A 14,888-nucleotide genomic window follows, 5' to 3' on the forward strand; every position below is an offset into this window, starting at 1 on the left:
AGTGCATTATTTTTTTAACAACCTGTTCTGGAGGATTTTTTCCATCGCTGTATCTTTCATGCCTCTTGAAAACGGTACGGTGGCCTTTCCCAGCTCCACGATGTTGCCGTCAATACCGGTGATTTTTTTACTGTTCACAACAAAGGATTTATGGGTTTGTACGAAATCATTGCTGTTAATACTGTCTATCACGGATTTCAGCGTAGCGTGTATAATGTGGCGGGTGGAGTCCGTATATATATTCACGTAATTCTCCATAGCTTCCAGGTACACGATGTCCTCACAGAAAATTTTCACCAATTTTTCATTGGTTTTCACAAATATATACGCTGAATCGGGTGGGATTGTTTTACGGAAATGTTCAAAAGCTCTGTTGGCAGCCCGTAAAAAGCGATCAAATGAAACGGGTTTCAGGAGGTAATCCAGCACCTGTAGCTCGTATCCTTTGATGGCGTATTGTTCATAAGCGGTGATAAATATTATCTGTGGAGGCTGAGGCAGACTTTGCAATAATTCCAGTCCGGTGATATAGGGCATTTCTATATCCAGGAAAATCAGGTCTACGGGTTGTTGGCGCAGCAAATTACTGAGGGAAACGGCGTCTTCACAAACGCCTACCAGCTCCAGGAAATCCACTTTTTCCACATAGCTGACAATTCCTTTTCTGGCTACTGGTTCATCGTCTGTGATTACGCAACGGATTTTCATAATGTCAATTTTAAAGTGGCCGTATAATGGTTACCGTTATGCATGGTTTCCAGTGCATGTTTGTTGGGATACAGTAGTAAAAGTCGGCGACGAAGATTTTCTAACCCAATGCCCCCACTTTTGACCCGCTGTACATCTGGCACGGCATTGCTCACATGAAACAGGATGGTTTGGTCTTGTAATGTAGCGTTAATGTTGATCCAGTAGTCGCCGCCCGCATATTTAAATGCGTTTTCTACCAGCGGGAGTAACAGTAACGGATATACGTGTTGCTGTTGCAGTGCGGGATCAAATGTGACGGCTAACTGGAGGTGTTGATTCATGCGTTGTTGTTGCAGCTCGATGAACGACTGTAAATATTGTAATTCGCTTCTGACAGGGACTTGCTGTTGCTGGTCGTATAGCTGGTAGCGGAGTAATTCCGACAGTTTTTCCACAGTTTGTTTGGCTTCCGGTACGCTTTCATCCATTTGGAAATAGATCATATTCAGCGCATTGAAAAGGAAATGTGGGTGAAACTGTGCTTTCAGGAATTGCATTTCCGTTTCCAGTTTATCGTTGGAGATTTTCTCCAGTAATAGCTGCTGTTCATAATTTTTGCGGAGAGAGGCCGTGGCTCGCAGGATGGCATAGTACAACAGTACAAACAACAGTGGGATCAGCGTGATGTTAACAACATCATACCACTGCAGGCCGTCATCTGTCAGGGCAGCCATGGGAATCACTGTTACATAAGAAATAGCAGTGGTTATCAGTGCTGCCCGGCCATATTCTTTCCAGATGGGTTCCGGAGCCGGAAGGCGTTGTTGCCTTTGAGCCTCCCGTTTCAGAAAATATACGTAGAAGTTGGTGGCCACAATAGTTACTACAATTTCAATCATGTTAGTAGTCCATGAGCGCAGCCAGAATTTCGTCTCACTAATCACGTCATTTACCAGCCGGAGGCAGGTATAGACAACCAGACCACCTAGTGCACGAAACAGATATTTTTTCCAGGAACGTATCATCGAATTCAAGATAAGTAAAATAATCAGTAACGGGCCTCCTCGATTAGTTCAAATGGAGCCGCTTTGGGAGCCTCTTTTATTACCTTCTTTTCTTCTATGGCTTTCATTCCGAATAACCAACGCATAACAGGAAATGGTCTTATGAATAAGTGGTAGATCAGCATAGAAGCGCCCAGAGAAGTGATCACAATAAAGAGATATTTCAATCCGATGGTATCGTCCGTTTTCACCACATAGTAGGCAACAATCACTATCACCGTTTGGTGAAGTATATAAAACGGATACACCGCTTGGTTCAGGTAATCCTGTATGGGCAGCTTTTTATTGAGATATTTCCGACCATAACCAACGAGGGCAAATACCCAAAGCCAGGAATGCAGCGGCTGACGGGCAATATAGAGATAATTCACCCAGTTAACATGCTCCCAATCTAGTTCAATTTTATTCCAGCGGAAGTAATTGATCAATACGAGTAAAAGGAATGCCATGGAGAGGGAGAATCGGCGGTTTCTTTCTAAACTCTCCATCAGGGCTGGTTGCAGCATGCAGATGAATCCCGCTACCAGAAATGTGAGCCAGTAGAAGAAGTAGCACCAGTCGTGCACGAGATCATTGGTACCAGGGAATTTCAGGACGGTAGCTGTAAACCAGATCACGGAAGGAATTATTATTAGGTAGATACGTTTCCCACTGGCCAATGCCGCCAAACTGTTCCGGAACTTGAGGCCTTTAGGCCCTGTGGCCCATGCAAATACTGGTGCGAGGGCAATGTCATATATAATCAGGTAACATATAAACCAGAGGTGATGCCAGCTGGTATTGCCTTTGGGATAGGGGGTGAAGTCAAAAATTGATGGATAGAAACTCCAGAAGTTGCCTTTATAGCCTTGGGTGAGGCGTTCCATATATACTTGTGGTGGTACGATAATGAGCATACCAAAGAGTAAAGGGACGAGGAGTCGGCGTATCCGCAACCGGGTAAACTGGCCCGCGTCTCGCTTCTGTAACATAAACCAGGTAACGGTTCCGGAAACAAAGAATAATAAGTGCATACGGAATCTGCTGAGCCAGAAGCTGAACTCAGAGAGGACAGAGCTGTAGGTCGCATTATTTACGTGCCAGGGATCATTTTCGGCAAAGGGTCTGGCGGAGTGGAAAAGCAGCACCCCAAAGATAGCGAGTATCCGGAGCCAGTCGAGGTATACTTGTCGGGAGGTAGATAGAGGTTGCATTGTTTTTTTTATGCAAACTTAAGCGGGGGGCTCCTCTGGCGGGGTTTCTGTTTGACCATCTGCATTTTCCTGTTGACCAAATGCAGAAAATATTTTTCGGGGCGGAGCCCTAGGGAAATCAGGGTATTATAAAATAATTAACCTAATAGTCTATAGGAATAGTAGGAAATTAAAATTATGTCTGTATATTTGTTGTGTGAGAGGGATGAATCACAGAGATGTAAGTATTACCAACCATAAAAATTTTTCAGGAATGTCTACACTTTACCGTTACGCCGATTATCTGCAGCAGCCTATTCCAGAGAATTTCCCTAAAACGGGATATCACCGGGAGAAAATAGCTCCGGTAATGACCGGGACTTTTCCTGAATTTTTCCTTGAGTCGGGCCAGGTTATCCGTGATGCTGGCTTGTTAACGCAGGGGGCGAGTATTCACACATTGACGGCGCAGCCGCTGGTAGTAATTTTTTATTCTATCCATTGGAATGGATATGCAGATGAATTACTGGAGCAGGTCGCGGCGCTTCATCCGGTGATAGAAGCGGCCGGGGCCAAATTGCTCCTGGTATCCAGTGAGGAAAAGAAACAATTTGAGGCGGTCAATCAGCAGCCGTTATCCTTTGATATCGTTTATGATGAAGGGTTTCAGCTAGCTAGGAAAGTAGGGATCTATAAAAAGTCTGATCCTATCTGGGGATTTGTAGCGGGTGTTAATGAGGATGTACCGGTGCCGGCGGTCTATGTAGTGACGCCATCTCTTGCTATTAAATATGCATTTATTGATAAATACCTGGAGCATCCGTTGCAGGCAAGTGACTTGCTGGCGGCGATTGACAGTCGCATCGCTATCAGTGCCTAATCATTGAATAAGGTATATAAAAGATTTGAAGCCCGTCTTTACTTTGTAGAGATGGGCTTTTTCATGCAAGTATAAGCGCTTACAAGAAAAGTATATTCCGCAACATGGGTAAAATAGCTACGTAAAAATACCTACATGTAGGTATTTTATGCTTCCTGCCATTGGTCTACTTTTGCAGTGAGCATAAAAAAGATATTTTTCAATTCATTATATAGAGTCATTTCCTTTATAACAAAGATGATCGAAATAAGTCGGTCAGTTACCCCCAAAATTTGGGTCTCTTCAGGAAGTTGAGACCCAAACCTGTTTTTGTAAAATTCCATACATTTGCAGGCAAAATAAAGAATCAACCACCTGTAAAAAGCCTGCAAACCATCAGGATTGTGAATTTGAGAATGCTACACGATGGGCTTCATTATTGTTTATTTCCCGCTTTGTCTTATTTGTAAATGAACGTATAGAACACGAGTCAACATGTCTGGAGTAACGCTGGCGGAAAAGATAAAAGCATTACAAGCAATAGAGGATGAACTGCCTGCAGTTTTGATTATCCATAGTTTTCCGGAAGGAGGCGTCGAGTATATGTCGCCACGCGGCTGTAAGGAGCTGGGATATACCCTGGAGGAAATTCAGGAAATGGGGCAGGAATATTATAATCGCTGTTTTAATCCGCAGGATGTGGAGGATTATGTTCCAAAAATTCTGGCGCTGGTGCAGTCTTCTCCTGAGGAAGATAATATTGTCTCATTTTTCCAGCAAGTAAGGCTGGCAGGGAAAGACGATTGGGAGTGGCATTTGAGTACTACCCGTATTTTTTTCCGGGATGCTACGGGCACTCCTACTCATCTGATTACCTGTGCTATTCCCATTGATCCGTTGCATCATGTGACCAGTAAGTTGAAACGCTTACTGAAGGAGAATATTTTCCTGCGTCAGCATCAGCATATTTTTGCAGAGCTCACCAAGCGTGAGAAAGAAATTCTCCGTTTGACAGCCTTGGGTTATAGTGCTGGCGAGATGGCTAAGAAGTTACACATCTCCGAAAAAACGGCCGTAACACATCGTAGAAATGTTAAATCAAAAATCAATGCCGAATCATTATATGATCTCACCAGATTCGCACAGGCATTCGATTTGATTTGATGAAAAAAAATATCAGGAAGATGATTTTTGTTCCAAACAAAACATGTAAATTCATATTGGTTTGATATCCTGTATATCAAATTAATTTTTGTTGACCCAATATATGTTTGTTAAAACCGACTTACCATGTCTTTTAAAGCCCGTTGCAATATTGATGGCTACGACTTTAACGTGTTGGAATGCCATTACACTTTTTCTCAGCAAACCGATCATCATGGAAAACCAGTGGCCCGTCCTACGGGAGGTGTGATTGAACTACTGGTGGAATCTGCGGCAGATACCAGTTTGTTCGACTGGATGATTGCAGATGCCGTTTCGCATAACGGCAGTATTATCTTCTATCGCAGAGATGCCATTTCCCGGCTGAAAGAATTACGATTTGCGGATGCTTACTGTATTCGTTATACAGAGTATTTCAATGCAGAAAATGAGCAGCCGATGCATATTCGGTTTCGCATGTCGGCACGTAAGCTAACGCTCAATGGCAGTACGTTTGAACATCGGTGGACTTTAAAATAATCTGTTATGCCCGCAATGATGAATATTACCATCACCATCGATGGTAAAAGGTATCCCTATTGGCATCAGTTTAGGCTGGAGCAATCTATAGATCATATGCACCTGTTTGAATTACAGGTAATGGATGTAAAGGAAGACACGCAGTTATCGTGTATGAAAGTCTTTTTGGGAAAAAGATTGGAGGTGAACATACAATCTGCTGTTAATGAACAGCAGCTGATTTTCAAAGGGATTGTAACGGCTGTTACTACTGGTAGCAAAAACAGTAATGGACATGCGTACTGTTTGTTAACTGGTCATAGTAATGATTACGCTTTGCAGGGCGTGCGCCGTACCCGTGCTTTTGAGGGGAAATCACTGGAAACGATTGTCCGGGAATTGCTGCATGGAGTAACAGATGTGATCATACAATTACAACAAAACCCTCTGTGCGCCTACCACGTGCAGTACGATGAAACGGATTACCAGCTACTCCGACGATTGGCAGCACTGTATGGAGAATTTTTCTTTTATAACGGAGAGCAATTGTTGTTTGGAACGTATACGCCTACACGTATTCCGTTACGTGCAGAAGAGCAGTTATCCACATTTAAGATCACTGGGTCTATCGTTCCTGCCATGGCTGATTTTAGCCAGTATGATTATCTGACAGAAAGTATACGAACGGTAACCCCTACCCAACTCCAAAAAGATAAAGTGCTGGACCATATTCTGTCTTTGCGTAGTTCTGAACGATGTAATCGAATGAGTATTGCGGACCCGGAATACATGGCGAATAGGCAGGAATATTTAGCCATAGCGGAAGCGCTGCGTTTTGAGGGAACTTCCAATTGTCCTGCTATACGCCCCGGAGATATTATCCTGCCGGAAGACCAGGCCGGTAAAAAGTATGGCGGATTTGTGGTGCAAAAGATACTGCACTATTGTAATGTGGATGGTAGTTATTACAATGAGATAAATGGCGTGTCGGAAAGTCTTGTTCACAAACCATACACGATGCCCGTTATTCCTGTATGTTATCCACAATCCGCGATAGTAGTGGATAATAACGATCCTGAACAACTGGGTAGAATCAAAGTACGATTCCGTTGGCAGGCAGAAGGCGCTTCTCCTTGGATTCCAGTGCTATTGCCATATACAGGAAAAGACAAAGGAATTTTCTTTCTGCCGGAAATAAATGAAGCGGTGTGGGTCGACTTTCAGCAACTGCATCCGGAATTTCCAATCGTCACCGGCAGCTACTATCGCGGCAAAGCTCCTGCCAATAAAGGTGATACGCAAAATACGTTAAAGATGATTCGCAGTAGGGCCGGGCATACCATTCTGCTGGATGATGCTGCCGGTAAAGAACAGATCATTATCCAGGATAAATCCGGCAATTCATTATTGATGGACACCGCCAATAATTGTATGCAACTGGAATCACCCGGACAGCTCACCATCAAAGCGGAAAATATTCACCTGCAAGCAACCGAATCTGTTTCAGTACAGGCCGGTATGAATGTCGCATTATCGGCAGCGGAAAATATCTCGCATCATGCTACAACATCTTACATGGTAGCTGCTCGGAAAGTATTATTGATGGCGGATAAGGAGTACTCTCTGCAGGCTGGAGACTGGAAGGTACATGCGGATAATGTATTGCTGAAAAGCTTGAAAGGAAGCTGTGAGATCCATGCTGCGAAAAACCTCGATATACAGAGTGAAGAGAAAATCAGGATGTGTTAATGTACTTCCCAGCGTTATTGAGTGAATTCACTAAATGGAAGTGTTGCTGCATATACTAGTGAGCATTGTTGAGTGAATTCACGCAGTGGATGTAGTCAATGGATATGTTTTATGCATGTACATAAGTGTTATTGAGATAATTCACTCAAACGATATAGGCGATGAATTCACTCCGCAGAATTTTCGTTAAGTGGATACTTGAATTGATATACTTCTTAATACTTACTAATATGACCATTGTTAACCAACCATTGCACCTTGTGTGCGAAGGTGCGTTATGCACCTGTGACAAAGCTGTTAACCCAGTCCCCGTAAAAATGAAGGTGGTTAGTCAGCGTAAATTTCATGTAAAAGATCATACTGGAGAACCTACTGCAACAACCGGCGATCAATATGCCTCCTCCTTGAATTTTAAGCTGTGTAAAATCCCTGATCCTCAGAAACCTACGCCCTGTGTGCCGGTATTGCAATGGAGCAATTACTATGAGGATATTATGCTGCCAGGGGGATTGCATCCATTGAGTGAAAAGAGCGAGGCTACGTGTAGCCGTGGAGGTAAGGTGAAAATTCTCCAGCATGGACAAACCATGCCACCCGGAAATGCTCGCAAACCCAATAATGCTGCACCTGCCCAATCAATCGAATCTGGAACTGCCTCTGCTGTAACCGCCACAGGTGAGGTGGAGGATGCCGCGCCTGCTTTATGTGTGGCGTCCTGGCAAGATGATCGGGGACAACCGAAAATTGTAACTGGTTGGCATGAGAAATCCAGATTGTATCTGTCCTTTAACAATGCGGAAGGCATGGAAGTAGCCATCGAGATTGTAGTCACGGATAGTACCAGGCGGCAGCTAACCGTTTTAAAACAAGCGATGTATTACACGGTGAAGGATGGCGTCATTGCGGTAGACTTTTTCCCCGGAAAGCAAGAGTACCGGCATTTATTACAAGACGGTGATTTTTTGTATGCACGGATTAAAAGTACCGGTATGCCTATTAGTAAGTTAGGAAACCTACGTCCTCGTCGTCCGTTGTTATTTCGGGAACATCCCAAAATCCGGGAAGTGAAATTTTATAACAATGGATCGCCTGTCATCACCGCTCATTACGGCGATACGATTACCTGCAAAATTGTAGCCTCCAATATGTGTAGAGAGAAGCTAGATGTTAAAGTGAAACGGCTGGAAAAGCGTAATGGTAGGGATTGGGAGCGACTCGATAAAACTGTTTTTAACAGTACGCTGGAAGTGAATGAATATGGATATTTGATATTCGATTTTGAATTGAAAAAGGAATGGGAATCGGAATATGAAGAACGTGTACAACGATTTTATCTCTCGTTGAAAACATCCCAATGGGATAGTTGGTGGCATACCATTAGCGCTTTTCCGGTAGTTACAACTGTTGCCAAACAACAACATAGTCCTGTTGTGATTCAGACAATTAAGCCCAATAGCAAAGAGCCTCCATGTCCCAGATGTACGGCGCCGGTTACAATGGAGCAAATCAAACAAATAGCAGTAGATAGCAATGGTAACATGTTTTTACAACAGGATCAGGTAATTCGGGAAGCATTGGGTTTTTTTAATCAACATTGTCAGACGTTTGAATTGGATACTTGTTGTCGGAAAGCTCATTTTTTTGCACAAATAGCTACAGAAACAAGGTTTCAATGCCTGGAAGAAAATTTTAACTATGCCTCTACTGTATTACAGGAGAAGTTCAAACACTTTCGGAATGGCGAAGGCCCTGCTCACGCAGCCGATTGGGGCCGAAGAGACAATGACAGTACACCGGTATCCGCACAGGATCAGGAACATATTGCCAACTGGGCCTATGCAGATATCAACGGAAACGGTGGTTATTCCAGTGGCGATGGTTATCGGTTTAAAGGCAGAGGATTTATACAACTCACTGGCAGAGGAAATTACAAGGAAGCCTCCCGGCTATATAACAAGTGGATTCCTGGAAATAATGTTGATTGGGAAAACCAACCAGAAAGATTATCAGAGGTCTCTTCGGATGCGATGGCTGCCGCCATGATATTTTGGCGTTCGCACCTATTGGCTGCCAGAGCAAATTATGCAGATGCTTATAGCGTAGAAAGCGTCAGCAGACCTATTAACGCAGCCCTGGACAATATCCATGAGCGAAAACGATTCTTTAAGGAGGCGGTCAAAGCCTTCCAGGTAATGCATTGTAGTAAGTATCTCAGCCGTGCCTGGCAAGAACCAAATCATGATACTATTGTTGTTGTAGGAGCGGCAGCCAGCGATACTGGAAATGAGCATTATCTGCGAGATAATAATGATGTTGCATGGCCGGTATATCCTTTGGTCGTATACAGACGATTATCACTGGAGTTATATAAACAATTACTCGCCAAAGATGCCCTACCAGCGCCAGATTATACGACTTGGGTGACAAGAGATGCACATGGAGAGAAATATGGTAAACATGATGCTGCAAGGTATGGCCACTTGAATGAATGTCCGCCAGGTGAGTATTATCTCAATCGTGGGAATGGTGGTCAGCGATACAGTATGTATATCTCTGATACGCCGGGCTTAGGGAGTGCAGAGATCAATGGTCCAAATGGTTACCGGTCAGGCATTGCCATACATGGAGGCTGGCCTGTTGGCAGCGTTGGATGTTTAACCACCCATTCAACCGGCTATCTTCCCGCTAAAAATATGTTGGTGCGGCAACTGTTAGGGAATTTACCGGAACTGGACAAAGCAGTACAACAAGCAGGTGACAGGCATGTCCGCATTATCATTCAACCCCGGGAAGTAGCAACCGTCTTGTGGGATAAAACTATGCTCGGAACCAGTAAATGGTCGGGTATTATTACAGCGCCTCCTCATTAATAACCATCATCATATCGTTATGAACTTACCTTTCTTTATCTACATATTCGCTTTAATAATTAACTGGATGCAACCACAAGAGAATAATGAGAAAAATCAATACATAAAGGAATCAGAGCTGAGGAAAATGCTGCAAGGCATGCAGCAAAGGGGGTATAGGTTTCCAGATAAATCCGCCTTTCGAAATAAGGTACTAGCGATGACGGGCATCGACCTGGATACCTCTGCCTTCAATGATGTCAGGCTGGCGGTAACAAAAGATGATGGTCCAACCCTCTGGGCAATCCGACATGTGGGCCTACTCATACCGGCGGAGGAGCTGGATTATATTGCACTTAGTTATGATCAGCACGGACAGATAATTGATCGGCCATTGGAAAAATGGGATACTGCCATTTTTCAGGATATGATTTCCCTGAATCGTTTGCTGATTAAAGATGATGCTACTCAGTTAAGGTCAGTGATGGAACGCTTCCCTGAACTAGGGTATGAAGTCGTATTTTATGATGGCTATACAGGCAATAAAGCACTTACCCGAAAAATGATAGACGAAATAGAGGATGACCGGGAAGGACTGGAATCCTTTGGGAGAGCAGTGTATGGATGGATGCCTGCATTGGGTAAGTTGGGCGTTCGTACAGAGATGCTGGAAAGGATATTGGAAGTGAATCCCGACTTGTTGGTAAATGCTGGGGAGTTATGTCGGGAGTTACGGATAGAGAAAGTGGCTGTAGTACATATTGCGCATCTATTGGAGGCCTCGCTGAAAGCGGACATCACAGGATTTGTGGATGAGCTGTGTATAACAGATCGCGCACTGATCAAGGATATCAGAGAGCATAATTACTATAAGCTGCCACTCCTGGAAGCGCGTATTAAAGCCTTTTCCCGTAATATTAAGAACGATACACCGATAGAGTAATAACCTACCGGCGTTTTGTATGATTATTCTGCATTAGAATACGATACCTGCGCTTATCAGGTTGGCGGTGGGCTTATCCTCAGGAAAGCTGATTACCTGGTTGTTTGCCGTAAAAGAAGGGAATTTGTAGGTGTAGCCACGGAATGTATAAGATGCGAATACACCTACCTTTCCGAACATATAAGAAATACCGGCACCTACCCCATAGAAGTCTCTTCCGGTTTTCTGATAATTGGTAGTGGCTGGATTTCCGTTTAGATCGGTGTACTGATATTGATAGGTGACCTGGTAATTATTGTATCCAAACTGCCCATTAATAAAAGGTTCCAGCTTCTTAAACGGATACCGGATTTTAACATCTACAAAAGTAGGGATCATCAGGTGGTCTTCGAAGGAGGTGAATTCTACCCCTAGTCCTGCGGCCAGATAAGGATTAAAACCATAATCATAGGTGATGCCTCCACCAAAACTTTTCTGATGTAGCATTACATATCCGTATCCTCTGCTGAGATTTTTCCATTGGGCAGAAGCCATAAGAGGAAGAAAAAGAAGTATGATGATGAGCTTTTTCATGCTTGTACTGGTCCGTTTTCCTGAGACTATTCTTAGTAAACAAATACTTAGGGAAAGAGTTGCAAGGAATTGGAATTTATTCTGATATCAGATGGCTTGCTATGGTATGTGGATAGGCATCCATCATGCGATGTGAGCGCTCCTGGATAATGGCATGTAGAGACCGCCACCCCAATCCCTGGATATGATATTGCTGTATGAAAGCTACATACCGCCGTCTTTCTCTGGAACCATTGATAGATGGCGGTATGTACAATTGTAGGCTGCCCCCGCAAAGCTACTTCATAGAAAGCGTCCTACTAATAATCTGTTTAGGCGTACTGTTTTCTACTGGAATACTGATATCTGGAACCAGTTGGTTGTTAGTCGTTTCGCCGGAAGGTCTGATCCACTCTTTCACGCTGAACATAAAACCCAGTTTTGTGTTGGGAGTCTTGAACCATATCAACTCACCAAAGCCATTGGGATGCCCCTGGATCGGTGTTTCTCCGATAAGTGTAGCAAGTTTGTTGTCTCTCGACAATACAGCAAACATCATGGCACTGGAAAAGGTACGTTTGCCAATTACGATATAAGTCTTACCTGTGAATCTGTTTGTTCTGTTTGCAGGATGCACCATGTCAGAAGGAATGGGCATAATCTCCCCATCGTGGAGCTTTTCGTAAGCAGGATCATTAAGCTTCAAATCCTTCATCACCTGAAGGTATTCCTGACTCTTTTTCCATTTCCCACTGTAATCAGCATAAGGTTTATCATTGAAATAGCTGATAATCAGGTCGCCAATTCCGGAATTGCCCCCAGTGTTCTCACTCACATCCACAAACAACGTTTTACAATGCTTACGCTGAATAACCGTGAAAATAGAATCTACGATCCGATCCCAGTCATTCCGTTTTATTGTCTGTTGATCATTGAAATCGTTGACAGTAAGATAAGCTACATCTCCATAAGTATTAAAAACAATGGAGTAGGGCGTCTTTTTGACTGGTTTATAAACCTTGGCAAATTGTAATTTATATAGTCCTTCAACGGTCACTCTTTTCCCGGAACGAAATACCAATTGGAACGAATCCTTGATGAAATAACAATACCTCGGCAGATATATCCACATCTGATCTACAAAAGTGGCTTTCCTACTTTCTTTTGCCCCGGCAATCATATTGGTGCAGCTATCCAGCATATCGTCTATTTTGATGCCATTAACAGACAGTAACTCATCGCCAGGTTTGAGGTGGACCTGACTGTAATTCTCCGTGAGCAACACCTTGTCGTTCTGTAGTTTGAAACGAAGTGGGAATATCTTGAAGTTCTCCCGTAAACTATCTGTAATACAATAATCCTCCAGATGACTGTGCTCATCATTCAAAGCATTGAAAATAGGCATCGCTTTGAAGTAAAATTCGTGTTGCATCATACTATCCGGCAAAGATGCCTTAATCCGGCCAAACTGCGCTTCAAACTGCTCCGGAGTGATCCCTGTAAAAGGATTGATATGTGCATGAAGGATCTTGTCATGAATAAAGTCGAGGTCTTTTATTATGGCCGCTCTGGAAAATTGTTTGTAGTAGAAATCGTTGCAAATATCCTGGCCGAAGCTGGATAATCCACAGCATAACAATAATAGTAACAGTAAGTTGCGCATGAAAGAAGGTTGAATGGCTGACAGTTAAAAAGTTGTTTTCTTTTCCAGTTCCGGGATGGCTGCGTCAATGCGTTTCGCTAGCTCCGGAAGTTTTATAGTGGGTACAGCCGGAAACAAATGATGTTCCAGATGAAAGAACATACTGAAAGTGATTTTATTTTTCCAGGAAGCCCTTTGTGTTCTTGCGAAGTTGGGATGGTCGTGGGTGTCATGATGTACCGTCCATACGGCGAAGAAGGCCATCAGAAACTCCCCGGCCAACATTACGGCCATATGATAGATCAGAAAAGGTATTTTCAGCCAGATGATAATCGCCGCTAAGACAATAATAGACCCAACTTCCAGCAATACATTCCTGACATAGTTTTTATTCCCATGCTGGAATGTAATCTTATGTATCAGGAAGATATGTACCGGACCATAAAGAATGGCGCCATACCATGTCATAGAAGCCGCTTTCCCTTCATAGTCCTCTTCTGCCAGGCAATATTTATGATGACGGAGATGATTGAATTTTACGGCATGTATAGACGTCATCATAGAGAGGCTGTTGAGATACAGCGACAACCAGGTAAGGAATTTATTAGTGCCAAGGGAGTTATGAAAACCGTTATGTACTTGTCGGAGCCCCGTCAGGAAATAAAAAGCAGAGAAAGGTAATGCCGCAATATAATATCCTTTCCAAGCCAGGAATAAGGATATTATCAGCCATGGTAGCGATATGTTATTCTCAATGAGCATTTCGCGTTGGGTAAGCTTCCGCAAATCTTTCCATGCTACTTTTTGTAGTATTTCCTGATGTGTCATCGGACAGATTTTGATCAGTATTAAACTTACAATGGAAATGCTATTAGTGCAAAAAAGTAGGGCCCTTATAGGTAAGGGCCCTACTGATAAGGCTTTTTATTTATAAGATTCCCGAATTAAACTTATCAACAGTTGTTTGCTGACCTTGCAGTTTTCCATACTGGGCCCTTGTCCCAGCTGATAATCAGAGAAACTGAAAACCACTGAATCTTTTAGTATGCCAAAGCAAAGATGTTCCATACCATAAAATTCCCAGGGATTATCGTTCTTCAAAGTCTGGCGTAATTCGCCGAACTCCCCATCCAGTGCGTGTATGATCAAATTGGAATCCGCCTTCGTTTTAAATTGGAAGTAATCCTTCAACGTAATTACCTGCTGCGTTCTTTTATCAAAATTAATACTGTACACGCCATTGAAAGCATGGGCAGCGCCAGCATGACTGTAACCAATGGTGAAACTGGTACTGATTACTTTATCATCGCTATAGCAAAAAGCCGGACCTGCATCAAACATATTATGTGAGAGCCCATCGAAATCTGTTTTATCCTCGTCTTCCCCTTCTTCTTTCCAAACCTTACTTATTTCGTTTTTGAATTCTTTTAATGAAGAATCAATTCTATTGGTAACCAGCGTTTTGTAAATTCCTGTGGCGTCGTCTTTAGGATATGCATAGGTAATATCTACCGCCAGATGATACATGGTATCCTGGTAAGAAATCGTGTCTACCTTGAAATTTGGCTGGATGTCATTGTCTCCAGCTATATTGGTAGAATCAATGACGGCCGCAGTTTGCTGAGTTGACTTCGGGTGGCAGCAGGTCAATAGTAAACAGCTTGCTGCAAGCAGGTATATTTTCATATATTGGATAAATAGATACG

The 14,888-nt window shown here is 43.2% G+C and carries 13 protein-coding genes; 6 read left to right on the plus strand and 7 right to left on the minus strand.

Features of this window, described 5'->3' with window-relative positions; translation table 11 throughout:
• Positions 1-6: 6 nt before the first annotated feature.
• From CLV59_RS25005 to CLV59_RS25015, 3 genes are read right to left on the minus strand one after another with little or no spacing between them, the layout of a single operon-like run.
• On the minus strand, positions 7-708 hold the full coding sequence (locus CLV59_RS25005; protein WP_111594832.1) for a LytR/AlgR family response regulator transcription factor: 702 nt from the start codon (positions 706-708) through the stop codon (positions 7-9).
• Positions 705-1,715 carry a sensor histidine kinase gene (locus CLV59_RS25010; RefSeq protein ID WP_111594833.1) on the minus strand — a complete coding sequence of 337 codons (1,011 nt, stop codon included), beginning with the start codon at positions 1,713-1,715 and terminating at the stop codon, positions 705-707. Before CLV59_RS25010 ends, CLV59_RS25005 begins: the two co-directional genes overlap by 4 nt.
• A gap of 23 nt (positions 1,716-1,738) precedes the next feature.
• On the minus strand, positions 1,739-2,947 hold the full coding sequence (locus tag CLV59_RS25015; RefSeq protein ID WP_111594834.1) for an acyltransferase family protein: 1,209 nt from the start codon (positions 2,945-2,947) through the stop codon (positions 1,739-1,741).
• Positions 2,948-3,200: 253 nt separating this feature from the next.
• On the opposite strand from CLV59_RS25015, the gene CLV59_RS25020 reads away from it, so the two are divergent.
• The 6 genes from CLV59_RS25020 (at position 3,201) to CLV59_RS25045 (ending at position 10,988) form a co-directional block, all read left to right on the plus strand.
• Positions 3,201-3,806 carry a redoxin domain-containing protein gene (locus CLV59_RS25020; protein ID WP_170137917.1) on the plus strand — a complete coding sequence of 202 codons (606 nt, stop codon included), beginning with the start codon at positions 3,201-3,203 and terminating at the stop codon, positions 3,804-3,806.
• Between the two features lie 474 nt (positions 3,807-4,280).
• Positions 4,281-4,949, plus strand: coding sequence for a LuxR C-terminal-related transcriptional regulator (locus CLV59_RS25025; RefSeq protein ID WP_111594836.1), 669 nt, complete (start codon positions 4,281-4,283; stop codon positions 4,947-4,949).
• Between the two features lie 126 nt (positions 4,950-5,075).
• The gene (gene tssD, locus CLV59_RS25030) at positions 5,076-5,468 is read left to right on the plus strand and encodes a type VI secretion system tube protein TssD (RefSeq protein ID WP_111594837.1); all 393 of its coding nucleotides are present in this window, start codon (positions 5,076-5,078) and stop codon (positions 5,466-5,468) included.
• 6 nt (positions 5,469-5,474) lie between these two features.
• Positions 5,475-7,196 (plus strand): type VI secretion system Vgr family protein, encoded by a 1,722-nt coding sequence (locus tag CLV59_RS25035; protein ID WP_111594838.1) that lies wholly within the window; start codon positions 5,475-5,477, stop codon positions 7,194-7,196.
• A gap of 230 nt (positions 7,197-7,426) precedes the next feature.
• A complete protein-coding gene (locus tag CLV59_RS25040) occupies positions 7,427-10,066 on the plus strand; it encodes a PAAR-like protein (RefSeq protein WP_170137918.1) in 2,640 nt (879 codons plus the stop codon).
• 67 nt (positions 10,067-10,133) lie between these two features.
• Positions 10,134-10,988 carry a hypothetical protein gene (locus CLV59_RS25045; RefSeq protein ID WP_146616312.1) on the plus strand — a complete coding sequence of 285 codons (855 nt, stop codon included), beginning with the start codon at positions 10,134-10,136 and terminating at the stop codon, positions 10,986-10,988.
• A gap of 33 nt (positions 10,989-11,021) precedes the next feature.
• Here CLV59_RS25045 and CLV59_RS25050 read toward each other — a convergent pair whose 3' ends face one another.
• The 4 genes from CLV59_RS25050 to CLV59_RS25065 all read right to left on the minus strand — a co-directional run bounded on the left by CLV59_RS25050 (position 11,022) and on the right by CLV59_RS25065 (position 14,868).
• The gene (locus tag CLV59_RS25050) at positions 11,022-11,561 is read right to left on the minus strand and encodes a porin family protein (RefSeq protein ID WP_146616313.1); all 540 of its coding nucleotides are present in this window, start codon (positions 11,559-11,561) and stop codon (positions 11,022-11,024) included.
• Between the two features lie 277 nt (positions 11,562-11,838).
• Complete coding sequence (locus tag CLV59_RS25055; RefSeq protein WP_111594842.1) at positions 11,839-13,203, minus strand: S41 family peptidase; 1,365 nt, start codon at positions 13,201-13,203, stop codon at positions 11,839-11,841.
• Between the two features lie 24 nt (positions 13,204-13,227).
• The gene (locus tag CLV59_RS25060) at positions 13,228-14,010 is read right to left on the minus strand and encodes a fatty acid desaturase (RefSeq protein ID WP_111594843.1); all 783 of its coding nucleotides are present in this window, start codon (positions 14,008-14,010) and stop codon (positions 13,228-13,230) included.
• A 96-nt stretch (positions 14,011-14,106) separates the two neighbouring features.
• Entirely contained in the window at positions 14,107-14,868 is a 762-nt protein-coding gene (locus CLV59_RS25065) for a hypothetical protein (protein ID WP_111594844.1), read from the minus strand.
• Positions 14,869-14,888: the final 20 nt, after the last annotated feature.

The organism is Chitinophaga dinghuensis (assembly GCF_003259435.1).
Lineage (GTDB): Bacteria > Bacteroidota > Bacteroidia > Chitinophagales > Chitinophagaceae > Chitinophaga > Chitinophaga dinghuensis.